This is a genomic window from Aureibacter tunicatorum (genome assembly GCF_036492635.1).
Taxonomy (GTDB): Bacteria; Bacteroidota; Bacteroidia; order Cytophagales; family Cyclobacteriaceae; genus Aureibacter; species Aureibacter tunicatorum.
This window is the reverse complement of sequence record NZ_AP025305.1, coordinates 1,332,038-1,358,644: the sequence shown is the minus strand read 5'-3', so window position 1 is coordinate 1,358,644 and position 26,607 is coordinate 1,332,038. Positions and strand designations below refer to the sequence as shown.

The following is a 26,607-nucleotide window of genomic DNA, read 5'->3' as shown; positions in this document are numbered from 1 at the left end:
TGTTTACAATCTCTTTAATCCGCAATATAAACCCAGCCCGAGTACTTGTATTGCTCCTGATCATCCAAGTCCAGCACATAAAAATAAGTCCCCTTGCTCAGAACATTGCCTTCAAACTCATTGCCTACATTGCTGCGACCATCCCATGACTGGTCATAACGCTCATTCTCATAAACCAGCTTGCCCCATCGATTGAAAATCTGCAACCTGCGAGTCTCGTAGTATTCAACTCCCTTGATCACAAATGTATCGTTATAGCCGTCTTTCGTATTTGGTGTGAACACATTGGGAATCGAAATCCTATCGTCCAAAACATAAATCACCACCTTAGCTGTATCGCAATTGTTCTTGCTGTCGCAAATCTCATAGATAAACTCCACACGCTTGCGCTGGTCAGCATCATTCGCCTCTCGCTCAGGCATATCAACAAACTCTATCGATTGGTAAATCAACGCTCCCGTCGATGGATCCAAATCAACCACAAAGCCAGACTCTGGCTCCGACAACAACTTGATCGTTGAAACCAACAAATCATCGTCAGGATCCCAATCCTGAGCTCTATCTATAGGATAAACCAAATCAAACACGACCTCGCGACCGCCAATAACTTCCACGGTATCAGAGATAGCTACAGGAGCTCCGTACACATGCACGCGAACATAAGCCGGAAAAGATTGAGCTCCTTCCTTGTCCGTAAGCGTATATCTTATCACTGCAGGGCCCACAAAACCAGCTTCAGGATTAGGCGTGAACTTCAACTTACCATCCGCTTGAAGCTCGTAACGCCAAAGCTCCAAACCTTCGCTAGTCGTCTCAATATACTCCGTCTCAACAGCCGCCGTATTCGGATTCAAATCAACGCCGTTCTGCGTCAAATCAGACAAAGTCAAGCCAACCTTCAGTTCTACTTCATTCTCATCCTCATCCTGAGACAAAATATCCAACACCAACACTTCCGTATTCAAAACCTCGCCATGATCATTGCGCAACACAGGGCGCTTGTTTACAGAGATATTAAAACTCCTCGAAGCCCCACAACCAAACGCATTCACAGCCGACACCTCATAAACCGCGTCTGCAGACGGCGCATCCTGATAAGCCGTCGTAGTTTCATTAACCTGGTAAACAAACAAGCCGTCCTTGTTCCACCTGAAATCACTGATGCCTCCCGCTGATGAATGAAAGCCCAAAGTAGTCCCTTCATTGACTCTAGCTCCGTCTTCCAATTCCTCCTCGGCAAAGACACTCATCTCCAGTCCTGACAATGCCTGCCTGAAGCTAAATGATATCTGATCCTCCGCTTGACATTTATCATTGACCTCAACAACATACTTCACCTGAATTTCGCCATACGCGTTCGCCATCACCGACACCTCACTGCTGCCGTCTGGATGATGCACAACACTACCCGGAACTATTTCTGCGCTCAACTGCCCATCAGATGAAGGAACATTCGTTACAATTTCCCAAACTCCGGCAAATCCTGCTGTGCCCTTGGCCCTAAAAGAAACAGCCGACTCAGCAGTACCCAAATCACTCGGCGGCAAGCATTCGAAAGGAGGATCCATTGGCTCAATCTCGGAAACAGCTTTGGCCAATTCAAAACTAACCGGAACTGCCTCCGCAAAACAAACGCCATTATCATAAGAAGCTCCAACAGCCATAACTCCTTGAGATGAACTTGCGCTCAAATCAAATACTCGCTTCAAAGAACTTGTCGCTTCAACTTCAAAATCCGCCGAAAGCGTGTAGTCCCAATTCGGTGACAATGGATTTCCGTCATTGTCCAACTGCTCATTGACAACAACCTCTACAGCATCGCCGCAAATCACGCCATCAAGATCCTTGGAGGAGAACAACTGAACTGAAACAGGACGATCAAAACGAACCGAAACCTCCTGCTCGTTATGGCAAACGCCACGATCAACGCTCAGCTTGAATACATGCTCTCCGAAAGACGAGACTTTAACATTCGTGCTCGCTGAATTAATGTCCTCAAACTCCAACCAGCCCGAAGGACCGGAAATCTTGCTCCATTCATAACTGTCAGCATTCGCTTGAGCGTCAAGCAAGATTTCATCTCCGCATATTTCAGGAGACATTTGAAGCTGTATATCAACGTTTTCATGGAAGATGACCTCCGTTGAAGCCCTCTCTTCGCAAGAACCATTGGCAACAGTCCAAACAAATGTATATTGACCGGGAGCTGTGCCTCCCAAATTAATCACATAATCGTCGCCTTGCTGCTCAGCATCAATCGCTCCCGCAGGACTTTCGACAGACCAAACTCCTGTCCCATGGTCCGGCTTGACGCCTGAAAGCGTGACCAACTGCTCAACACCCGCCTCATTTATACAAATACCTTCTGGACCTGGAGGCGAAGCGATGCTCGCATACACCGGCGCGTCAAAAACAATATCTTCCAAAACAGACTCGCTCACGCATTCGCCATTGCGAAAGGTTCTTTTCAAATCAAATACAACACTCGACGGATCAGACGGCAAATACCTCACTTGCGTCAGATTCCCTTTGATGGTGCTCATGCTAAAATCCAATGAAGTATAAGACTCACCTTCATCAACAGCAACTTCCCATTGAGTATAAGCTCCGTTAGCAGTCATCGCTGCTGTCAAATCAATAGTGGCGGCTTCGAACGATTCTGTCATACTGCTGCTGCAATACAATTGATCCACTGTCAAGATCTGAGGCAAAACTGACTCGTCAAAACGAATCTCAGAATCAAAGCCATCCGAACATGTGCCGTTGTCCTCTACCCAACTGATAGTATAGCTGCCATAGTTCGCAGCATCAGAAATGCTCAACTTCACTTGTTGAACTCCTGCCTCAGCATCTTGCGCTAAGTACTCAACTTCAACCTTAGACGAAGCGTCAAGACCATCTGCATCCAATATACTCGCGACATAAACCTTATGCTCCTCTTCTGCGGTCAAATCCGTGCTCGCAACCGTCAAAACACTCATCGGAAAATCCAATGTCATCTCCGTACCACAGACCTTTCCATCTCGGGTTAGCTTCAAAGGATCATTATCAGAGAATCGTGGCGTTTCATAAAAATTAAGCTTTAAACTGTCCGAGTAAGCATTCTCGTAACCATTAAAACCGCTGCCATGCTTGCTTGAAAACAAAGGGATCATGGCTGTAGCTTTTTGCTCATCCGCTGGAACCGTGTTGTCCAAGATCCTTTTACCTAAAACAAGCTCACCAACTTTTTCATAACTATCATAAACCTTAACGCCAACCTTCATCTTATAAACATCCGAATCTTCATCATATTTATAGTTAAATGATGAATTGCTAGAGTTTATTTCTGTACTACCTTGTATCCCACTATTAATAACTCCATCTACTTCCGGGATCAACTCATACTCTCCATCAGCGTTCATCGCCATCATATTCGTGGTGAAAACAAAGCCTTCTGGCAAAATATAGTTCAACTCCAAATTATTAATATCCTGCTTAGTCTTATTCGTAATCTCAAAATAAATCTCAAACTCATGCTCAGCTCCCAAGCAAAAATCCGTCTGGCTAACTGAAGTGGACAACTCAAAAACATAAGCGCAAGAACAGCCGTCGTTTTGGCCTGTAGCAGGACCTCTTGATATATCATTAGGGTCTGCATTTACCACAACTCCTGTTTCAGGATCTACAATAATGATTGATGTTTGTTGAGTATTATAATTTGGATCAGTTGTGTAGCCCCAAAACATTCCATCTACAAAATAAGTAGCCCCAGTACCTGTAAATCGTTCAACCGGGCCTACAAATTCAACAATATTTGTTGGATCAGTTGTATATGGGTTAATTTTCGCTAACCTTCTTTTATCCCTGTCCCAGCCGTACAATTTATTATCATCAGGATTCATTACAAAATCACTTACATTCGCCCCTATTTTTATATTATTGAACATATTTTCAATCAATAATGGCTCTGTAAAAGGCAACTGCTTACCTTGCTCCTTGTAATCATCCAATAGCTGCTGCAATCGTAGAACTTTCAATTTTTGCTCTGTTGCGCTCATCAACCAATAATTCCCGTCAAAATCAATCTCTCCGACATAATACCAGGGATTATTATTATCAGAAGCTATTATTCTACCTAAATCCTCCGTCTTGAATGAATTATTAGAAAGGTCTATCTTTATTCGACTTAATATTAACTCTGGAATTTCTTTTCCTGAGCTATCTTTCAATCTAGCGACAAAATAGATATAACCATCTTTAACATTATAAGCCGCAGAATTAATTTTTGAATATTTGCTTGGCAAAGTAAATTCATCCTCAATTGCAACTTTATTAGTTTCTTGGTTTACAACTAGTTTTGCTAAACTATAACCACCTCCTTTTCCATAGATTTGATAAAGAGCTCCACTACACTTAAAACCATCAAAATTATTTTGAGGAAATACAGGAGTAGAAAAGGTTAATAGCAAAAAAAGAAAAATTAAATTTAGTATTTTTTTAGCCATAGGGGAAAGTCTAAATTATCATTAAATTATCACATGAATCAATAACATAAGCTAAAGAAAAAACCAGAGCATTTCCAGTACTAATTTTTCATATAAATAAAAATTTACATATAAATCAGGCAATCGCTCTATCAAAATTCGCTTATATCATTATTTTAGACTTTGATTATCAACAAAAACTTACATTAACAAAAAATCAAAAATCTCCTTCCTAGAATTAATAGATAAATTAATACTAGCCTAGTTTGTTAACATAAAATTAGTTTAACTAGCTTTTTACAAAATTTTATTTCAAAGGCACATCTAATTATCGTTAAAAAATTAAGATAAAATCACATTAATTCAGAAAATAAAAAAGCCAGATGAAAGAATCATCTGGCTTTACAAATACTTACTTATTGATTATTAATCAACCCTTCAAAGCAACAATAGCTTCTTCCAAAGTCTTTATCTTAGCTTCAGCATCTGCTTGTTTTTTCTTCTCCATGACAACCACTTTCTCTGGAGCATTATTTACAAACCTCTCATTTGACAACTTCTTAGTTACAGATATCAAGAATCCTTTAGTGTATTTCAACTCCTCTTCAAGGTTTGCCAATTCCTTCTCAACATCAATCATTCCTTCCAATGGAACAAAACACTCATCTGCTTTGATCAAGAAAGAAACAGCATTTTCAACCTTCTCAGTAACATAGGCAATAGAAGAAAGATTGGCTAGTTTCACGATTACATCTTCGAATAATTCATAACCAGCTTTATCAGCCTTGATCGAAAGCGAAAGCTCTTCTTTTGGAGAAATTTGCTTTTGGTTTCTGATATTTCTCACGTTAGAAATTACATCAAAGGCATTGGCTCCAAGAGTCAAAACTCCCTGATCAATATCTTTAACCTCAGGCCATTCGGAAATAGTAATGCAATCTTCTGCGCTTCTTTCTTTGATATTATTCCACACTTCCTCAGAAATGAACGGCATAAATGGGTGAAGCAATTTCATCAATCTTTCCAAGAACTCAATCGTAGCGTCATAGGTCGCTTGATCGATTGGCTGTTCAAAGCCTGGCTTTATCATCTCAAGATACCAAGAGCAGAAATCATCCCATACCAATTTATATGTAGACAACAATGCGTCTGAGATTCTATATTTATCAAAATGATCATTTACTTCAACCAAAGTAGCGTTGAATTTGGCATCAAACCACTTCACAGCTGTAGCGTTCTTATCACTTAACAGACTTGAGTCAACTTTCCATTGCTTAACCAGACGGAATGCATTCCAAATCTTATTGGCAAAGTTTCTTCCTTGTTCGCATTGCGGATAAATAGTTTTGCCCTCTCTCTCTTCATCTTGAAACAACAAGTCATTACCTGCAGCTGAAGTCAATAGCAAGCCTGATCTTACCCCGTCAGCGCCATAATCATCAATAAGCTTCAATGCATCAGGCGAATTGCCAAGAGACTTGGACATCTTGCGACGTTGCTTGTCTCTGATCAATCCAGTGAAATAAACATTGTCAAAAGGCTTTTCTCCTTTGTACTCATAACCAGCCATAATCATACGAGCTACCCAGAAGAACATAATATCCGGACCAGTAACGATCGTCTTAGTAGGATAGTAATAATCTACTTCTTCTTCTGTTTGGAATACGCTCATCGGCCATAACCAAGATGAAAACCAAGTATCAAGCACATCTTCGTCTTGTCTCAAATCAGAAGCTTGAAGATCTGCATTTCCTGATTTTGCCTTAGCCAATTCCAGGGCTTCCTCAACTGTATTTGCAACTACAAAGTCATCATTGCCTGTTCCATAATAGAAAGCCGGAATCCTATGTCCCCACCATAACTGACGAGAGACGCACCAATCTTTGATGTTTTCCATCCAGTGACGATAAGTATTCTTCGCATTTTCAGGAAAGAACTGGATAGTATCGTTCATCACATTTTCAAGAGCCGGCTGAGCCAATTCTTTCATCTTACAGAACCACTGCGTGGAAATTTTAGGCTCGATCACTGCATTTGTTCTTTCCGAACGACCAACTTTATTTTTATAATCTTCAACTTCTACAAGATTACTTGCAGCATCAAGATCTTTCTCAATTTTCTTTCTTACAGCAAATCTATCCTCTCCAATATACAACTGAGCTGCTTCACTAAGTCGACCAGCATCATCCAAAATCTCAACGACTTCAAGGTTATGCTTGATACCCAATTCGTAGTCATTGATATCGTGCGCAGGAGTCACTTTAAGACAACCTGTACCAAACTCCATATCAACATACTCATCAAAGATGATCGGAATCACACGACCTACCAAAGGAACAATCGCTTTCTTTCCTTTCAAATGAGTATAACGCTCATCATTTGGATTGATACAAATAGCTGTATCACCTAAAATAGTTTCTGGACGTGTCGTCGCTATAGTCACAAACTCGTCTTCACCTTCGACTTGATAACGAACATGATAAAGTTTAGAATTTTCCTCAGAGTGGTTTACTTCTTCATCAGAAAGGGCTGTCTTTGCTTCCGGATCCCAGTTAACCATACGCACACCTCTGTAAATCTTGCCTTTATTGTAAAGATCAACAAACGTATTCACTACTTGCGAACTGTAATACGGATCCATCGTAAAAGTAGTACGATCCCAATCACATGAAGCTCCGAGTCTTTTCAACTGCTTAAGGATTATGCCACCGTGCTCATCTTTCCATTCGAAAGCATGCTTTAAAAACTCTTCTCTTGTCAGGTCAGATTTTTTAATTCCTTGAGAAGCCAATCTAGCAACTACTTTTGACTCTGTAGCAATAGAAGCATGATCAGTACCCGGCACCCAACACGCATTGAATCCCTGCATACGAGCTCTACGGATCAAAACATCTTGAATCGTATTGTTCAACATATGTCCCATATGCAAGACTCCTGTGACGTTGGGAGGAGGAATGACTATCGTGTACGATTTTTTCTCATTTGGTTCTGAATGAAAAAAGCCTTGATCCAACCAATGCTGATACCACTTGCTTTCTACCTCTTGCGGACTATATTTAGTAGATAGAGACATATTGTTTATATTTTTTAAAATTTATCTTTTTCTCAAATAAATATTCTAACCAACAAAAATAAAGATTTTTTCCAGAGCAACTGCATTGACGTATATATAAAACAAAAAAAGCCGCTCAATATTTGAGCGGCCTCATATCATAAAATTAATTGAGTCAATTAATTAGTAGCAACAGATTGCTTTGTATAAGTAATCGTAACAGCTCCTGTCAAACCTCTTGTTCTAGCAGAAGCGGACTCGTTATCGAAATTATAATCCAACACTAACTTAGTATTATTTTCTTGAAACTCATATGAAGCCTCACCAGCATTCTGAATGTGAGCAGCATCAACAAAAGTCACCTTTTTATTTTCACCATCAAGTTTCCAAGAAACAACGCTATTATACAAATCCAATTTATCTTGGTCTCCTGAAGACATGAAAATTCCAGTACCATTTACCGTCGGCGAAAACGTTATGATATGTGTTTGGTTATAATCATGATCATCAACCAAATTATCGCTACCTACTGTTCCACTTTCAAAAACCCAAGCAGCAGGAATACCGCCATCACCTAAGAACTTAGCTTCTTCCGTAGAAATACCAGGTGTAGATCCGCCATCATCATCACTCTTACAAGCTGAAAAAATAACCGTAATACCCAATAACAGGGTGAACAAATAATTAAACTTTCTCATTGAATTACATTTAAATTTTAAAATCCTCAATATTCAAAACATCATCACAAAGTTCATATTCATAATCTTGATTCGAACAAATTAGTATTAATTTTTTATTAACTATTTGACTTAAATGAGTCTTATACCAATCTATTCCTTTAGAATCAAGATTCATAGTAGGTTCATCCAATAAAACTACTGGAGATTCGTCAAAAAAAGCCAAACCTAATTTCAACCTCTGCTTCATGCCCGAGGAAAAATTCCTAATTGGTTTATTTCTCGATTTCTCCAAATACATTATTGAAATGAGTCTATCTATATCAATATTAACATTTATTTTTTTAAAATAAAAATGAAAATTCAAAAACTCTTTCAACGTATACTCTTCAATTAGTTCCAAATAAGGTGTCGCAATAGCCAAATGGTTATAAAAAGAAGACGGCTCCACACTCCCCCCTTGGGGATTAAAATAATTCAATTCACCAACCGAATAAGGCATAAATCCCGCCAATATTTGCAACAAAGTAGACTTACCGCTTCCATTCGAGCCAACTATCGCATAGGATTTGCCATAAAAAAACTCAAAATCCAAGCCTTTGAAAATCCATTCGCGCTGGAATTTCTTGCCTAAATTTTGAGTCTTAATAGCAATATTTAAATTGCTCATATTATTTAAGTATAATCTTCTTTCACTAATCTCAAAACACCCCTATCCGAGCCTTTGATGAACGCAAGAATCTCATCTCTAACTTCAGAAGACACAACATTCTCTTCTACAAAGCTTATAGATTGTGTTATATTTCGTCCTTCTTCATAAAAAGCCTTGTAAACTTCCTGAATCTCCCTGATTTTATCATTCGAGAATCCTCTTCTTCTCAACCCTAAAGTATTCACTCCGGCAAATCCTGCGGGAACTCTAGTTGTCAATACATATGGAGGCACATCTTTACCAAGTCTAGCTCCACCTGCGACCATAGCATGTTTTCCGATAGTCACAAACTGATGAATAGCCGTTGTTCCTCCAATAATCGCCCATTCGTTAATAGTACAATGTCCCGCAATCTGAACTGCATTGGCAACAATACAACGATCGCCTATAATACAATCATGAGCGACATGGACATAGGCCATCAACAAGACATTGTTACCAATAACCGTCTTCAACTTATCTTTAGTTCCTCGACTAATCGTCACACACTCTCTAATAATTGTGTTATCTCCGATTTCGCAGGTTGTAACCTCTCCCTCAAACTTCAAATCTTGAGGAACACCTGAAATTACAGCTCCCGGATGGACTTCACACTTCTTACCTATACGTGCACCATCACAGATCACTGTATGAGAGCCAATCCAAGTACCCTCTCCTATTTCAACATCCTTATGTATTACCGCGAAAGGTTCAACAACCACTCCTTCAGCGACTTTAGCATCTGGATGAACATTTGCTAATGGACTTATCATCATGCGTCTTTTCTTACTATTCGGGCCATCATTATTGCTTCGGCCACCAATTTACCTGCAACATACGCTTTTCCTTGCATCTTTGCAATTCCACGCTTGATAGGCTGTAATAGCTCGCATTGTAGTATCAATGTATCACCAGGCGTTACCATCTGTCTAAATTTGCAATTTTCCAAGCCTAAGAAAAATGTCCAATAATTCTCTGGATCAGGCACCGTATTCAACACAAGTATACCGCCTGTTTGAGCCATAGCTTCGATTTGAAGTACTCCTGGAAAGATTGGGTTTTCAGGAAAATGTCCTTGAAAACATGGCTCGTTCATTGTAATATTCTTAACTCCCGCAACTCTGGTGTCATTTAAATGAAAAATTTTATCTACTAGAGCAAAAGGATATCTATGCGCCAAAGTCTGAGCGATTTTATTCACATCATACACTGGAGGCAGCTTAGGATCATAATGCGGAAAATCGCTATTATTACTTTCCTTAATCATTTTCTTAAGCTTCTTGGCAAATGCAACGTTCGCAGCATGGCCAGGTCGCGCGGCCATGATCTGAGCCTTAAAAGGAGTACCAACCAAAGCCAAATCACCCATCACATCCAATAATTTATGACGTGCCGGCTCATTTTTATATCTTAACTCGATATTATTAAGAGTCCCTTCCTTTACTTCAATCTTATCTTTATTGAATAACTTAGCTAATCGATCCAATTCGTGCTCTTGCACCTCACGATCAACGATCACGATAGCATTATCAACATCACCACCTTTGATCAAGCCAGCCTCAAGAAGCATTTCCAATTCATGCAAAAAGCAAAATGTTCTACAAGGGGCAATTTCATTTTTAAATTGCGATAAATTCGTAAGCGAAGCATGTTGACTCCCTAGCACTGGCGAATTGTAATCCACCATTACTGTAACTCTGTAATCATCGCAAGGCAAAGCGCCTATTTCGATATTATTTTTCGGATCGCTATAAAAAATCCCTTTCGGCACTTCAAATATATCTCTTAAAGCGTTTTGTTCCTCTACACCAACAGACTCCAAAGCCTCAAGTATAGGATATGAACTTCCGTCAAGAATTGGACATTCAGGCCCACTCAACTGAATAAGCACATTATCAATCTCTAGAGCTACTAAAGCGGCCAACGTATGTTCTATAGTGCTAACAGTAGCTTCTCCTTTTTTCAAAGTAGTTCCTCTAGATGTATCAGAAACCAAATCAACGTCAGCTTCGATGATAGGCTCCCCTTCTAGATCAATTCTTTGAAATCTGATTCCCTCATTAGGACTCGCTGGAATAAAAGTCATTGTAGCTACGACTCCTGTATGAAGACCGACACCAGCTACCTTAACTGATGATTTTATAGTATGCTGTTTAAGTTTCATATTTATCTCGAAATTATTTCGATTCGTTTATCTTTTGTTCCAATTTTGACAGTCTTTCCACAGTTTCAGGCAATTTCCTAAAAGCTGCATAAGATTTAAAGAATTTCATGCTGTTAAATGCCGGAGCTCCCATCAAAACTTCTCCTTCTTTATTATTAGATTTTGACACCCCTGCTTGAGCTGCTAACATTGTTCGATCTGCCATTTTCAAATGCCCTGCCAATCCTACTTGACCTCCAAACATGCAATTTTCACCAATCTTTGTTGATCCCGATATTCCTGTTTGAGCTGCTATTACTGTATTCTTTCCAACTTCGACATTATGAGCTATTTGAATCAAGTTGTCAAGTTTAACTCCTTGCTTGATGATTGTCGAGCCTAATGTAGCGCAATCAATCACGGTGTTAGCACCTATATTCACATTATCCTCGATAATCACATTTCCAAGCTGAGGTATGGTCTTATAAGTTCCATCCATTTGAGGAGCAAAACCAAATCCATCGCTTCCGATCACTGATCCCGCGGCGATAACGCAATTCTTACCAATAATAGTACCTGGGTAAATTTTAACTCCAGCCTCAATAGTTGAATTCTCACCAATAATCACATGTTCTCCGATATAAACATGAGGATAAATCTTCACTCCATCACCAAGTGTAGATTGTGATCCGATATATGAAAACGCGCCTCTGTAAATATTCTCTCCCTCTGTGACATTCTCACCTATGAATGACGGCGACTCAACGCCGACTTTCGAGCTTTTCAAAGCTTTCTGATACTCTTCCAACAGACTAGTAAATGCCGTGTAAGCATCATCAACTTTGATCAATGTAGTCGTAAACTCTTGTTTAGGTTCAAAATCCTTATTGACAATCACAGCACCTGCCTCTGAAGTATAAAGATGCGACTCATACTTCAAATTTGCCAAAAATGATATAGCATTACTGCCAGCTTCCTCAATTTTACCCAGTTTACTGATTTTTGCCGATTTGTCACCAATTACTTCGCCCCCCAGCATTTGGGCGATTTGCTCAACACTAAACTCCATCGATTTTATCTGTCAATTTTTTAAAAATTCTCACAAAGATATCATTTTAGGCCAGCAAATGTAATATTTTTTAACAATTTTGCTTTGTGCCAATATATGCGACAACTCACTGCATTCTATTATACTTTTTATCTCTCCCTTCTTAGTCAGCACATTAATATCCTGTCCTCCAACAACATACGTTTTATTAGACAACTCTCCTTTCAATAAAAAAAAATCAGACTCAGACAATTCAATATCATAATATTGATCAATTAAACATCTATAATTTGTCAATTCCATTTTGGAAACTGGCTCATTCATAATCTCAACCTTAAACAAGCTTCTATCCAACAAACCTGTACTTAAAACTTTCAGCACTACATCTTCGCTTTTACTCCATAACTTCATAACATAAGTTATATCACAATCATCTATCTCGTTGAAATGCATTAACCCTTTTCGATTATTAAATGAGTTCTTATCAACTTCATTTGACAAAAAATACTTTAATGATGTTGATCCAGGGATATCCTTTCCTGATGTTAATAAGCACCGAGCTCTATTAATCATCGAAACAAGCATAGCCTCAGCGCAAACCGATGCTTTATGCAAATAAACTTGCCAATACATATGCCGCCTTGCTATCAAAAAATTTTCAACACTATAAATCCCCTTTTCCTCAAGCACCAACTGATCATCTACAACATTCAACAGTTTAATAATTCTATCAGCGCCGACTCTTCCTTCCATCACCCCAGAATAAAAACTATCTCTATTCAAATAATCAATTCTATCCACATCCAATTGACTCGATATCAGCTGATGAAAAAACTCCCGCTCGTATCGGCCTTTGAACATTTTGATCGCTAGATCCAACCGTCCTCCGAACTCATCATTCAATTGATTCATAAACGAGATGGAAACATGCTCATGAGAAATATTTTTCATCAAACTGAACTCCAAAGCGTGCGAAAAAGGTCCGTGCCCAATATCATGCAATAGTATCGCAACCATCGCCCCCTCCATCTCGTCATCCGATATCAGCACTCCCTTGGCTTTTAAACTTGATAAACATTTCCTCATCAAATGCATAGCTCCCAGAGCATGTTGAAACCTTGTATGAAAAGCCCCTGGATACACGTAATCTGTCAATCCTAATTGCTTTATCCGCCTTAATCGCTGAAAATAGGGGTGTTCGATTAGTTCAAACACCAAACCATCTGGAATATCAATCAAGCCATATAAAGGGTCATTAATTATTTTTTTCTTCTTCAAAATGAAAAATATTTGTACTTTTAAAATAAAAAAATATTTGTGGTGAATATAATCAATCCCTGCTTTTATCAAAAATATTAAAAAAAGCTTTTCAGACTGATACTCAAGCTAGTTAACAACTTTTAACCGCTAATTATCGTCCAAAAATATTCACAAACCGTAAACAAACCTTTCAGACGTTTCATTCTGATTAAAATTGTTAATTTTGAATAGGTAACAACACAACGTATGCAGACATATCATATTTTCTGGGCCGACGACGAAATTGAGCTTTTAAAGCCCCATATACTTTTCTTGGAGAAAAAAGGATACACTATCCATCCTTTCAAAAGCGCCACCGAGGTTCTTGACGCATTGGATGAAGCCAACTGCGATATCATATTCTTGGATGAAAATATGCCGGGGATGACTGGACTGGAAGCCATTCCTCATATCAAGGAGAAAAAACCTAACACGCCGATCATTATGATCACTAAAAGTGAGGAAGAACATATCATGGAAGAGGCTATCGCTTCAAAAATCAGCGATTACCTTATCAAGCCTTTGAATCCAAATCAAATTCTTCTTGCGATAAAAAAACTTACTGAAAACAAAAGATTGGTTTCTGAAAGAACCAATATGAGTTATCAGCAAGATTTTCGAAACATCAGCATGGCTTTCAGCGACTATATGGACCATGAAGAATGGACGGACATATACAATAAATTGATTTTCTGGGAATTGGAAATCGAACAATCCTCAGACAACAGCATGTCCGAAGTGCTGGAAATGCAAAAAACTGACGCCAATGTCAATTTCACCAAGTTCATCAAAGAAAATTACGTTGACTGGTTGAATGACCCTGAAGTGGACAAACCCTTGCTTTCGCATCAAATCATGAAAGAGAAAGTGTTTCCTCACTTGAAAAACAGCGACCAGCCTGTATTTTTCGTGGTGATAGACAATTTGCGTTCAGATCAATGGAAAGTCTTGCAACCTATCTTCAATGAATATTTCAATACTGAGGAAGAAAGTTCTTATTTCTCAATATTACCAACTACAACGGCGTATTCAAGAAACTCCATCTTCTCTGGCATGTTGCCTTTGGAAATGTCAAAGCACTACCCTGACCTATGGGAGGGAGAAGATTCCGACGAAGGAAAGAACAACGCCGAGGATGCGTTTTTGGAAAGACAATTAAGAAGGAATAACCTTGACATCAAATGGTCTTACCATAAAATCAAACAACTTAACCAAGGCAAGCAATTGGCTGACAACATCAACAACTTGATGAACAACCAGCTAAATGTCATCGTCTACAATTTTGTGGACATGCTTTCTCATGCCCGTACTGAAATGGAAGTAATCAGGGAATTAGCGCCGAACGAATCAGCGTATAGATCTCTGACCAAATCATGGTTCATGCATTCTCCTCTTCTGGAAATCTTCCAAAAGCTCGCTAAAAAAGACGTGAAAGTAGTATTAACTACTGACCATGGAACTATGAGAGTTAAAAAGCCATATAAAATCATAGGGGACAGAAACACCAACACAAACCTTCGTTACAAGCAAGGGAAGAATCTAAGTTTTGATGAAGATAAAGTTTTTGTGGCAAGAGATCCTAAGAAATTCCACCTTCCACAAGTAAATGTGTCTACGGCTTATGTATTCTCAACGGAAGATTATTTCTTTGCATATCCAAACAATTATAACTATTATGTCAACTACTACAAAGACACTTTCCAACATGGGGGAGTTTCTTTGGAGGAAATGATTATTCCTTTAGTCACATTACAATCTAAAAATGGGAAATAACGAACTCATTATAGAAAAATATACTATCAATGACCTGCCTGAAGTATGCAGACAGGTCATTGAATTTGCTCAAGAACATACTATCTGGATTTTTGATGGAGAAATGGGAGCAGGAAAAACCACTACCATTTCAGCAATGGCCAAAGAGCTTAACATTATAGACAATGTAAGCAGTCCAACTTTTTCGATAGTCAATGAATACATCGACAATAAGGACAATTATTTTTATCACTTCGACTTCTATAGAATAAAAAATGAAGTTGAAGCTATGGATATTGGCGTTGATGAATACTTTTACTCAGGACATGTCTGTTTCTTGGAATGGGCATCATTAATTCCCAGTCTACTTCCAGAAAAACATATAAAAATTGAAATAAGCATAGAAGACGAAAAGCACCGCACGATCAAAGCTACAAAATATGAATGACCAGCCTAAAATCGATTTCTCCGAGTCAAAAACAACTATTTTGACAAAAGAGTCAATGATGCCCATCAACTTAAAAAGCCAATCATTGAGAATCGGCGTTCCCAAAGAGAATTCTTCAGATGAAAACAGAGTAACGCTAACTCCGGACGCTGTGGAAATTTTAGTCAATAATGGACATGAAGTACTTGTAGAGGCCAATGCTGGAGTTTGTTCTAATTATCCTGACAATGAATACAGCGATGCTGGCGCTAAAATATGTTATCATTCTAAAGAAGTATTCGAAAGCCAAATCATTGTAAAAGTAGCGCCTCCCACGCTTGAGGAACTAGGCTACATGAAACCAGAAGCTGTGATCATTTCCGCTTTGCAAATGGGCAACTTAAGTCTTCCATACCTTGAAAAACTTAAGAAAAAAAGAATCACAGCATTAGCCTATGAATTGCTTCAAGATCTATCAGGCCAAACGCCATTTGTCAGAGCTATGAGCGAAATCGCCGGCAGCATAGCTATGCTCATCGCTTCAGAGTATTTAAGCTCGACACCGCATGGTAAGGGAATTATGATTGGAAGCATATCAGGAGTAATGCCTTCAAAAGTTGTCATTTTGGGTTCAGGAACTGTAGCTGAACATGCAGCGAGAGCAGCGATAGGACTTGGCGCTGAAATCAAAATCTTTGACAACCATATTTATAAACTGAGAAGATTGAAGCATGCCATTGGACTGCAAATTCCAACTTGCACTATAGACTCCAAAGCACTATCCAATGCGCTTAAATCAGCTGATGTGGTAATAGGCGCGCTAAAGCCTGACAGAGGCAGAGCTCGATACTGGGTAACTGAAGAAATGATAAGCCAAATGCAGGAAGGCTCTGTCATCATCGACATTGCGATCGATCAGGGCGGGTGTTTTGAGACATCACAACCTACTAAGCTTAACAATCCTGTCTTCATAAAACATGGAGTAATACACTACTGTGTCCCTAATATTGCTTCAAAAGTTGCCCGCACAGCCACAAAAGCAATCAGCAATATATTCACGCCAATATTGTTGAATATTGGCGATCGCGGTGGGATTGACGAAATGATATACAGCCATCATGGCTTCATGAATGGTGTATACACTTACAAAGGCTGCCTAACCAATCCTTTGATTGCCTCAAAATTCAACATCAACTACAAGGACTTGGAACTTTTAATCACCGCCAGATTTTAAATTATTTAAACAAGAGATAAAATGAAACTATAAATCTGCCTAAAATGTCAAACCTGGCAGATAATTTTAAATTATTTTTTCCATGAAAAAGATCTTACTAACTGCATTAACATTGCTTATTGGCTGTTCAATTGCATTCAGCCAAACAAAAATAAGCCTAAAAGCTTCCCCGACAATAAATACAGGCCGAGTAACCAAAAACAATTCCGCCGATTACGGAATAACTTCAACAGGAGCCCCTTTCAAATTTGTCATAGGCCCTGTAGTCGATGTTTTCTTTGATGAAAATTACGCATTCAACACAGGTATCCTCTTTTCTACAAATGGATACAAACTTCAAGGAACTCACTTGGAGACAAACCAAACTTTTACAGAAAACTACGACTTCCAATACATTCAAATTCCACTTACAATCAAGCTATTTTCAAATGAAATTGCTAACAACACTAAAATTTACACACAACTAGGTGGAAATTTTGACATTAAAATCAATGACAATATAGACAGCAATAGCATCTTATTAGACAAAGCCAGCTGGGTTGACATTGACTTGCTTATAGGCTTAGGCATGGAATATACTTTTGACTTTGGTAACGCTATTTTTGCTGGCATCAGCTATCAACGTGGATTAATAAACAATAGAGCTGGTGGTGAAGATTTTACTGTAAAAAACGACGTCGTTAGCTTTGATATCGGTTTCACATTTTAAGAACAAACTTAATTTTTGCTCATGTTATATTCAAAGCCCTTTTGCGAGGGCTTTTTTACTTCTTCCAAGTTCCTAGCTTTAACTTTAAATCCCATAAACAGCACATCATCCACCTGTTGCTCTTTCCTCATCCATTGCTTAAGGTTATTTTCAACTTCATAATATTGATCATCCATCGAAATATTCTGAATATCAATCAACATATCTTTAATACGCTTAAGCATAAATTTCTTATTCTTTTCTCCTCCAAACTGGTCTTGGTATCCATCAGAAAACATATAAACGACAGTCTCTTGAGTAACTTCAAAAACATGTTCGTCATAGCTTGAATTTTCAAATAGATTTTGATACCCTCCTACCGTATTTCTATTTGCTTTAACATGCTTTAAGTGATAAACCCCAGATTCATCTTGCTCAAACATAATGATAGGCATTCTTGCACCTGAATATCTGATTTCATTGCAATCTAAATCCACCGTTACAACAGACAAGTCCATACCATCTCTATTATACGATTTTTTCTGGTTTAGCGTCTGAAAAATATACAAATTCAATTTTTCCAAAATCAACTTTGGCGAGGTTGTTTTCTCTAGGTTTACAATTTGATTCAGCAAAGTCTCGCCTATCATACTCATGAATGCTCCTGGCACACCATGGCCTGTACAGTCGACAGCAGCGATAACCGCTTTGCCTCCAACTTTTGAATACCAAAAGAAATCACCGGACACATCATCCCTAGGCTTGAAGAAAACAAAAAAGTCTGGAAAATCTCTACGAATCAAATCCAAATCAGGAAGCATCGCCGTCTGAATTCTCTTTGCATATTTGATACTACTTCTGATATTGTCATTTTGTCTTTTGATCTCATCACTCAAAAGCTTCATACTCTCAGCTTGAGCGCTCAACTCTTCCCCTTTGATCATCAATTCATGCGTTCGAGCCTCTACGACTCCCTCCAACTCAATCGCATATTTTTTATGAACCATCAGTCTCCAATAATAAAACAAGCCTGAAAGCATCAACATTCCTAAAAAAACTAAGGCATAAAAATAAACGGTCTCGTAAAAATGAGGCTGTTTCGTCAAAATGACTTCAAGGGGAACTAAACTTTCATTGCCTTCATGGTCTATAGCTTTAACTTTAAACACATAATCTCCCGCAGGTATATTCGTATAGACAGCCTCTCGTTTTAACGTATAATTCCAATCGTCATCAAAGTTCTCTAATTTAAATGCATAGCTAAGCTTCTTGGGTGATTTATAGTTAATTCCAGCGAAGCTGAACTCCAGCCTTCTAACTTGCGGATCCAAAACCAATTCACCTTGATTTAAATAACTTAGATTCTCATCAATTTTCAGTGACTTTAATAATATCCTTGGCGGCTGATTAGGATTACCTCTATTTTCATTCAATTTGAATAAACCTGATTGAGTGCAAAACCACATTCCTCCATTATGATCAATCAAACTTCTTGAATTAGCTGTTGCACCAGTTTTAAGACCATCATATTTATTGTAGCCTACACACTTAACAGATACTATTTTAGATTCACAAAATGCATTAAGTTCAGCTTTCAATACTTTATAAATTCCTGTATTGCAAGTTACCCAAAAGTAGCCCTGATCATCTTCCAATATCTGAAAAGCACTATCTTCATACAATCCATTCGACGAGTTTATTCTTCGAAAAACACCATCTTTGTACCGTGCCAAACCACCATTAGCTCCAGCCCAAATCACACCATCTTTATCCTCATAAATTTTAAAGGAAACATCCCCAGCCAAACCATTTTTGTAAGTAAAGTTTTCTATTCTGTCACCTTCAAATAAAGAGATTCCTCCTTTTGTTCCGACCCAAATTTTCCCTTTTGAATCTTCCATAATTGAAAGAACATAGTTATTTATTAGCCCGCTTTCCTCTTGTATAATCTGGACACCATTTTTCTTAATTATATGCAATCCATTTCTTGTCCCAATCCAAATATCCCCAGATTGAGTTTGACAGATATTCCTTATATAATCACTAGCAAAACCTGTTTGTAGTCCAAATACTTTTGCAACACCTTCAGGAGTAACCTTCAATAGACCTTGAGTTGTGCAATACCACTCATTCCCATCGTAATCGATTAAAATATCCCTAATTGCTTTTGAAGGCAATTGACTTCTCAAATAAGGCTTAAACTCATTTCCTCCACCTTTAAAAAGCCCATTACTAGTAGCTACAATATAGCTTTCTTTATTTTTTGCTTCCGCGACAGCATAAACTACTTTCCCCCCCAGTCCATGTCTTTGATCAAAAACCTCAAAAATATTATCTCTTAAAATAAAAAAGCCATCTCTGTAAGTGGAAACCCAAACATTCCCTTCAGAATCCTCATAAATTGAAGTTGGCTCATAACGACTAACATTTGGTAATTTACGAAAATCAGAAAAATTGCCATCATACATTTTCATAACTCCTTCACTAGTACCAATCCACAATACATTATGTCGATCCACACATAGAGCTGTTACTTTACCTAATGTTGAATATCCATTTTGTTTAGTATAAGATTCAACCAAGCCGTCTTCATTGATCTTATCTAATCCATTGCTGGTTGCGACCCAAACATTTGACAATTTATCACACACAACATTAAATATTGTATTAGATGACAAACCTTTCGAGGTCAAATAATGTTCTTCCACCTTATCATTCACAACCTTGAAAAGACCTGCTTCATGAGTCGCAAACCACTTAACCTCTCCATTAAAATAGGCAGAACTCACTCTTTTGGTTTTTAAATTCTCTGGCACATATTTTTGATGAATATTTCCATTTTCATAAATACATAAACCTTTAATCGTTCCAATCCAAAAAAAGCCTCTCTCGTCCTTTTCTATGAAATCCACTACTGTATTGGGAAGTCCATCATCTTCAGTGTAGAGTTTAAGCTTCTCATTATTCCAAACCAACAAACCTCCATACGAACCTATCAAGAAATTTCCTTGATCATCCTCATCCATATCAGTAAAAGCATTCGTACTTATTACCGGCAGTTTGGATTTGTCAAAAATATCAAACTCAACGCCATCAAACCTGACCAAACCATTGTAAGTGGAAATCCAAGTATAACCTGACCTGCTTTGAAAAATCAATAAGCCGCCACTAGATGGCAACCCTTTTTCATGAGTAAAATGCTCTAAAGTTAATTGATTAATATCGCTATGAGGATTTATCCCCACTAGCTCATTATCTTGAACAAAACGACTTGGTGTAGAAAACACTAAGTTAATCGGAATGATAAAAAATAAAAAGACATGCAGAGTCATAAGCATAACAGACAGATACCGTTGCTTAATAGAATTAAAATTGAGACTAATGCAATCCTTTGAAAAATCAAAACTCATGATACAAAAGTAAAATAAATAATAAAAATTAGGAATTATATATCTATTTTATCCGAACAAAAGATCACAATTAACAATTACTTAACAATAGTTTTGATTACGACACATGATTTATGCCCACAAATATAATTACGACAGCAAAAATATAACAAAAAAGGCTTGCAAAATTGCAAGCCTCATATCAGTATTACACAAAATAACATCATTTTAATATAGCAATTTTACCATAAGGACCCGTTGCCAAGACCAAGTTTCCTGAAGAATCAGAACCCACAGCATAAAGAGAAACTGTATCCATTTTATTCCAAGTATTTCCATTATCTAACGAAAAATCAGTTCCGTACCTGCTCACCGCAAACGCCTCATTACGAACATTGCTCATTACCATTGCAGACTTGAAACCGCTTGTCGGTTTGGATACATGCGTCCATGTATTCCCGCCATCTTTAGTAACTATAATACAATCAGCCCTACTTGTACTGTCCTTATAATTTCCTCCTACACAAAAGCCATTGACTTCATCAAGAAAATGCATCCCGTAAATTCCATCAACAGAATTAGATTGCTTCATAGGCGTATTTACAGCTTCCCAAGTATTACCTTGATCAACTGACTTAAATACTCTTGCCAAATTAGACCCCATGCCTATCCAAGCCAAACTATCACCTTTCAAAACGATGCCTGTCCCACTTGCGGCAAAACCCGCTTCGCCTTTCAATGTAAATGGTTTTGAATCATCGGGAATCTCTTGCCAAGAACCACCTCCATCTGCTGTTTTTAAAATCAACATCTTGCCATCAATAGGATCTCCATAAAGCATTCCTTCTTTATCATTCCAAAAATCAAGTCCATCAAAGAAAACTTCGGGCCTTGAGTCTTTGTGCACTTCTTTCCAATTTTCACCACCATCCTCAGTTAAATAAATGTAACCAGGAGAACCAACAGACATCAGAACAGCTCTTAGAGAGTCAAAAGCATGAACATCGCGAAAATCCAAACCTTCAGCCATTGGCACCACTCCCTGCTTCCAATTTCCTCCACCATCAGTCGTCAATGCATACACTCCATTCGTCCCACTTACCCATGCCACATTGTTATCAACTACATAAAGCCCTCTTAAGTGAGGAGATCCTTCAAGATATTGAATATCCCATTTTAGAGTTGACTCGCCTTTTTTATGATTTTGACATGAAAAGGACATCATCAAAAGCCAAGCATAAAGAAAATTAAATGCAAATGCTTTTTTCATCTAAAATCTCCTCAAAACTTTTTGAGCTACCGTCTCTCCGATAGAAAGCGAAGAAGTCGCTGCAGGGGATGGAGCATTGCACACATTCACAGCGATCTCATTTTCATAAATCAAGAAATCATCAACAAGCCCTCCTGACTTATCACAGGCTTGGGCTCTTATACCTGCACCACCTTCAACCAAGTCGCTCTCTTGAATTTCTGGAATTAAGCCTTGCAATGCTTTAGTAAACGCTGCTTTCGAAAAAGATCTATACATTTCTCCAGCTCCTACTTTCCAGTATTTTGAAGCTACTTTTTGAAACCCAGGCCAAGCCAATGTTTCCATCATCTCTTTCATGTTGATTTGGCTTTTTCGATAGCTTTCACGGCCGAAAGCCAATACAGCATTCGGGCCAGCTTCCACACCGCCTCTCATCATTCTTGTGAAATGGACTCCCAAAAATGGAAAATTCGGATCCGGCACCGGATATATTAAATTCTTCACCAAGTACTCCTTTTCTTTTTTGAGTTTGTAATACTCTCCTCTGAAGGGCACAATCTTGACATCTAGATCTGGTTGCGTCATCTTCGCAATCTTGTCAGAATAAAGTCCTGCGCAATCCACCAGCACTTTTGCATGATATTCACCTCTGTTTGTTTGGACAAACGCTTTTTGGCCTTGATTGCTAACTCCTACGACTTTCTCACCCAACTTCACTATGCCGCCATTTTGCTGTATCTTCTCAGCATATTTTTTCGCTACAACCAAGTAATCAACAATCCCTGTTTGAGGAACAAATATCCCTTTCAATCCAGCAACGTGCGGCTCATATTCTTTAATCTGCTCAGGACCTATTTTCTTCAATCCTTCCAAGCCATTTTCCAAACCTCTCGCATACAAATTCTCCATCAAAGGAATCTGCTCCTCGGTAGTAGCAACCACTATTTTGCCGCACAATTCGTAAGGGATCTCCTCCTTTTGACAAAAGTCAATCAACTTATGATAGCCATCGATGCAATTTCTGGCTTTCAAGCTGCCTGGCTTGTAATAAAGTCCGGAATGAATCACACCGCTATTGTTAGCTGTCTGGTGAGAAGCCAGTTCGCTTTCTTTTTCCAAGACAAGAATCTTCAATGAAGGCTTCTCTTTTTGCAAGTTGTAAGCAGTAGCCAAACCAACGATACCACCACCTACTATTATTATATCGTAAATCACCTCAAAAAAATAATTTGTTTTGCCACAAAGATAAAGTTATACGCAACAATGACCATGAAAAAAAGCTGTTTTGACAAATATTATCCCATGCTTCAATCAATTCTTGAAATACTGTATTAATAATGAGTTTCATTTCTGTCAAACTCAGTTAATAAAATAATACTACGATTAAACTAAACTTTACAACAGCATTTTCAACTACTTAACAAGCTCACTTCAATTGTATCATAGAGACTTGAAGCTAAGAAACAAGCAAAAACAATTCTCCCAACAAAACGCTAACTTCAGAAAGCGCTAACTGGGATACTGCGTTATAAACTTCAACTGATTCTCTCGACAATACTCATGGAGCTTAGTTTTTCCATATTGGCTCATTGATTCCAATCAAAATTTAAGCTTACAGTTATCTTCCAAGTTTAACTACAATGGATATTTCTGACCTAGTTTATCGTCAGTAAATGCTTATTGTTAAATTGAATGGCAAAACAAAAAGACCCAATAATGGGCCTTTTTGTTTATTTATTTTGTTGATTCTTAAAGGTTACTTTCCATACTCCTCTTAAGTCATTCATCAAATAATTCTTCGCCTTATCTTGAGGATAAAGGTCCGACAACCTTTCTTTAAATTGTCTTGTCATATTCTTTTCATTTCCGTGACAATTCAAACAAGATTTATTATCAATACTTATTGTCTTATAATAGACCAATTCGCCTTTCTTATTCACCAACAATGTATCTATCTCCGGCTTGCTTTTATAAGCTTCCTTAAATTCTTCCCATACTTTATAATCGCTTTGCGTTTTTAACGAGCTTTTTAAGTTCCGACTTCTATCTGACAATCTCTGAATTTCACAATTAAACTGGTTTTCCAAATCCGATAGAAAAGAGTATTTATTCAAATCACATTTTTCCAAAGATCCGATTAATCCAGTTTTTTCAAGAGAATTATCCAACGAACTGCTCATTATTTCTCCTGCCAATGATGTCAACTCCTCTGCTTCAGTTTTGCAACGGCGATCCTGATCATTCCCAACGCAGTCATCACAACTATAACTACAAGCGTAAAATAATATTAAAGAAGACAGTGCAAGCAATACTACTCTCAATCTCTTCATAAATTAAAATTACATTATTTATAATAATTTCAACATTAAAGAGATTAAAAACAAAATTTTTACTTATTATTCATTAATAATTTTATTTGCACCAACACTTTCTCAATATTATCAAACGAAAAGGTTCTATTTTTACATTTTAAATCAATTAAAGATTCTTGGCAATCAATCTCTAATCCATTTTCTGTTGGCTGATCAACAATTGCAACTCCTATTCTAATCAATGCATGCTCCACCCATTTTCGAGTTTGTTCATCCCCTTTTACGCAAACGCTAAAATCCTTCTCTTTTCTATTAAACTCGAATCTTCCTGCTTGATAATTGAAAACAATACTTTCATTGTCAAAAAGACCTTCAATATCTTTCCTCCAGATCAAATCCTCAGGAATTCCTTCACAAACCGCTCTTGAATGATCAGCCATCCAAATTCTATCTGAAAATTGTATTGCCAAATCCAGTTCATGGGAAGAGACTAAAATAGACTTTTCATTGTCCGACGCTATTTTCCCCAACAACTCAAACAATTCAATTCTGTTAGGTAAATCAAGGTGGGCCGTTGGCTCATCCAGCAGCATAACCGGAGTGTCTTGAGCTAATGCGCGAGCGATCATTGCTCGTTGCTTTTGTCCATCGCTCAAAGTATACAGTTTCCTGTTGGCAAGTTCACTCAACTTCGTGCATTCTAGCGCATTCTCCACAGCGAATTTGTCTCTAGCGGACAACATCCCCATCCAATTTGTATAAGGCGCTCTGCCAATATTGGCCAACTCCCTCACGGTCATATTAAGAGCGTTAGGTCTATCGGCAAATACCACACTCAATATTTTTGACTTTTCCACAGCTGACAAAGCCAATACATCTTGTCCATCAATTTCAACATGACCAGTCAAGGGCTTTTGAACTCCTGATATCGTTCTCATCAAGGTACTCTTGCCAATGCCATTAGGACCAATCAAAGTGCAAAGCTCGCTTCTGCCAAGGTTCAGATCAAGCCCCCCCAAAACATTCTCCTTTTTTCCTTTGATGATGTATCCAACTCCTAAATCAAGTGTGCGTAGCATAAGCGCTTAATTAGAATAAACAAATAGTTAAAGGCATCAAAATGCCCTCTGAAGGTTCCTGCTCTTAACAATCACTGCTATCACTATTGGAGAGCCTATCATCGCTGTGATCGCATTAATCGGTAATGAAACAGAATTGCCCGGCAAGCTTGACAGCATGTCGCAAGCCAGTAATATAATCGTACCGCATAAAGCAGAGGCTATTGACAACCATCTATGGTCATTTGTATGTATTATACTTCTGGCAATATGCGGGCAAGCTATGCCTATAAAGCTAATCGGTCCGCAATAGCCTGTCACCGCTCCGGCAAGCAAACTGCTGAAAATGATAATCAATACTCTTACTCTTTTGACATTCACTCCCAAGCTACTGGCATATTGCTCACCAAGCATCAAAATATTCAAAGACTTAGACAGCAACAAAGTGCCAATCAATCCGATACATACTGAAAATGAGAAGACAGGTATCTGATCCAAGCTCACACCTCCCAAACTCCCAAACGACCACAGCAAATAATCCTTGATGAGTTCCGGGTGGCTAAAGTATTGCCAAACACTCACAATGGCATAGGTCAGGTTTCCAACCATCATTCCAATAATCAAGAGCACAACATTGTCTCGAATCCTTATCGAAACCAATAAAATGACGAGCATTACCGAAGCAGCCCCCAATGTCGAAGCCAATACAATCAAACCTCCCGCATTCACTCCTAGCTCCTTAATATTCATAACAGCTGCTCCAGCACCTGAAGCTAGCATGACAAATGCAACTCCCAAACTCGCTCCCGAACTCAAGCCTAAGACAGTCGGCCCTGCAAGGGGATTTCTAAACAAAGTCTGCATTTGCAACCCAGCAACAGATAATGCCATCCCCGCTAAAACAGCGGAAAGAGCCTTTGGAAGTCTAATCAGATGAATTATTTTGGCATTCACGTCACTCTGAATATCATATCCCATCAACACACGACCAATTTCCTCAAATGTAATGTCAATTGATCCAAAGCTCATATTTGCAAAAAACAACACTAAAGCAGCAAAAGCCAGCATTAATATTCTAAATAAATGCTGTTTATCAACTGCTGACTGCTTATCATCCAT

18 protein-coding genes are annotated in these 26,607 nt (G+C 38.3%); 4 read left to right on the top strand and 14 right to left on the bottom strand.

Features of this window, described 5'->3' with window-relative positions:
• Window positions 1–14: 14 nt before the first annotated feature.
• The 8 genes from AABK36_RS05810 to AABK36_RS05775 all read right to left on the bottom strand — a co-directional run bounded on the left by AABK36_RS05810 (window position 15) and on the right by AABK36_RS05775 (window position 13,355).
• The gene (locus AABK36_RS05810; protein ID WP_338390311.1) at window positions 15–4,451 is read right to left on the bottom strand and encodes a T9SS type B sorting domain-containing protein; all 4,437 of its coding nucleotides are present in this window, start codon (window positions 4,449–4,451) and stop codon (window positions 15–17) included.
• A gap of 445 nt (window positions 4,452–4,896) precedes the next feature.
• Entirely contained in the window at window positions 4,897–7,539 is a 2,643-nt protein-coding gene (locus AABK36_RS05805) for a valine--tRNA ligase (RefSeq protein WP_309943428.1), read from the bottom strand.
• A 158-nt stretch (window positions 7,540–7,697) separates the two neighbouring features.
• Window positions 7,698–8,216: a hypothetical protein gene (locus AABK36_RS05800; protein ID WP_309943426.1), complete on the bottom strand. Its 519-nt coding sequence runs from the start codon at window positions 8,214–8,216 to the stop codon at window positions 7,698–7,700.
• Window positions 8,217–8,226: 10 nt separating this feature from the next.
• The gene (locus AABK36_RS05795) at window positions 8,227–8,865 is read right to left on the bottom strand and encodes an ABC transporter ATP-binding protein (RefSeq protein WP_309943424.1); all 639 of its coding nucleotides are present in this window, start codon (window positions 8,863–8,865) and stop codon (window positions 8,227–8,229) included.
• 5 nt (window positions 8,866–8,870) lie between these two features.
• Window positions 8,871–9,659, bottom strand: a complete 789-nt coding sequence (gene lpxA / locus AABK36_RS05790) for an acyl-ACP--UDP-N-acetylglucosamine O-acyltransferase (protein ID WP_309943432.1) — start codon at window positions 9,657–9,659, stop codon at window positions 8,871–8,873.
• The gene (locus AABK36_RS05785) at window positions 9,659–11,050 is read right to left on the bottom strand and encodes a bifunctional UDP-3-O-[3-hydroxymyristoyl] N-acetylglucosamine deacetylase/3-hydroxyacyl-ACP dehydratase (RefSeq protein WP_309943423.1); all 1,392 of its coding nucleotides are present in this window, start codon (window positions 11,048–11,050) and stop codon (window positions 9,659–9,661) included. The genes lpxA and AABK36_RS05785 overlap by 1 nt, the downstream gene beginning before the upstream one ends.
• 13 nt (window positions 11,051–11,063) lie before the next feature.
• The gene (gene lpxD, locus AABK36_RS05780) at window positions 11,064–12,098 is read right to left on the bottom strand and encodes a UDP-3-O-(3-hydroxymyristoyl)glucosamine N-acyltransferase (RefSeq protein ID WP_309943421.1); all 1,035 of its coding nucleotides are present in this window, start codon (window positions 12,096–12,098) and stop codon (window positions 11,064–11,066) included.
• Between the two features lie 30 nt (window positions 12,099–12,128).
• Complete coding sequence (locus tag AABK36_RS05775) at window positions 12,129–13,355, bottom strand: HD domain-containing protein (RefSeq protein ID WP_309943419.1); 1,227 nt, start codon at window positions 13,353–13,355, stop codon at window positions 12,129–12,131.
• 228 nt (window positions 13,356–13,583) lie between these two features.
• Between AABK36_RS05775 and porX the strand changes: the two genes are divergently transcribed.
• From porX to AABK36_RS05755, 4 genes are all read left to right on the top strand, one after another.
• Window positions 13,584–15,149: a T9SS response regulator signal transducer PorX gene (porX, locus tag AABK36_RS05770; RefSeq protein WP_309943417.1), complete on the top strand. Its 1,566-nt coding sequence runs from the start codon at window positions 13,584–13,586 to the stop codon at window positions 15,147–15,149.
• The gene (tsaE, locus tag AABK36_RS05765; RefSeq protein WP_309943414.1) at window positions 15,139–15,576 is read left to right on the top strand and encodes a tRNA (adenosine(37)-N6)-threonylcarbamoyltransferase complex ATPase subunit type 1 TsaE; all 438 of its coding nucleotides are present in this window, start codon (window positions 15,139–15,141) and stop codon (window positions 15,574–15,576) included. The genes porX and tsaE overlap by 11 nt, the downstream gene beginning before the upstream one ends.
• Window positions 15,569–16,789: an alanine dehydrogenase gene (locus AABK36_RS05760; RefSeq protein WP_309943412.1), complete on the top strand. Its 1,221-nt coding sequence runs from the start codon at window positions 15,569–15,571 to the stop codon at window positions 16,787–16,789. The genes tsaE and AABK36_RS05760 overlap by 8 nt, the downstream gene beginning before the upstream one ends.
• Window positions 16,790–16,871: 82 nt before the next feature.
• On the top strand, window positions 16,872–17,498 hold the full coding sequence (locus AABK36_RS05755; protein ID WP_309943410.1) for a porin family protein: 627 nt from the start codon (window positions 16,872–16,874) through the stop codon (window positions 17,496–17,498).
• A gap of 8 nt (window positions 17,499–17,506) precedes the next feature.
• Here the strand turns inward: AABK36_RS05755 and AABK36_RS05750 are convergent, their stop codons facing one another.
• The 6 genes from AABK36_RS05750 to AABK36_RS05725 form a co-directional block, all read right to left on the bottom strand.
• Entirely contained in the window at window positions 17,507–20,815 is a 3,309-nt protein-coding gene (locus AABK36_RS05750) for a two-component regulator propeller domain-containing protein (RefSeq protein ID WP_309943407.1), read from the bottom strand.
• Between the two features lie 274 nt (window positions 20,816–21,089).
• Entirely contained in the window at window positions 21,090–22,136 is a 1,047-nt protein-coding gene (locus AABK36_RS05745; protein WP_309943404.1) for a WD40/YVTN/BNR-like repeat-containing protein, read from the bottom strand.
• On the bottom strand, window positions 22,137–23,333 hold the full coding sequence (gene lhgO, locus AABK36_RS05740; RefSeq protein ID WP_309943403.1) for an L-2-hydroxyglutarate oxidase: 1,197 nt from the start codon (window positions 23,331–23,333) through the stop codon (window positions 22,137–22,139).
• 515 nt (window positions 23,334–23,848) lie between these two features.
• Window positions 23,849–24,448: a c-type heme family protein gene (locus tag AABK36_RS05735; RefSeq protein ID WP_309943400.1), complete on the bottom strand. Its 600-nt coding sequence runs from the start codon at window positions 24,446–24,448 to the stop codon at window positions 23,849–23,851.
• Window positions 24,449–24,507: 59 nt separating this feature from the next.
• Complete coding sequence (locus AABK36_RS05730) at window positions 24,508–25,509, bottom strand: ABC transporter ATP-binding protein (RefSeq protein ID WP_309943397.1); 1,002 nt, start codon at window positions 25,507–25,509, stop codon at window positions 24,508–24,510.
• A gap of 36 nt (window positions 25,510–25,545) precedes the next feature.
• Window positions 25,546–26,607, bottom strand: coding sequence for an iron chelate uptake ABC transporter family permease subunit (locus AABK36_RS05725; RefSeq protein WP_309943394.1), 1,062 nt, complete (start codon window positions 26,605–26,607; stop codon window positions 25,546–25,548).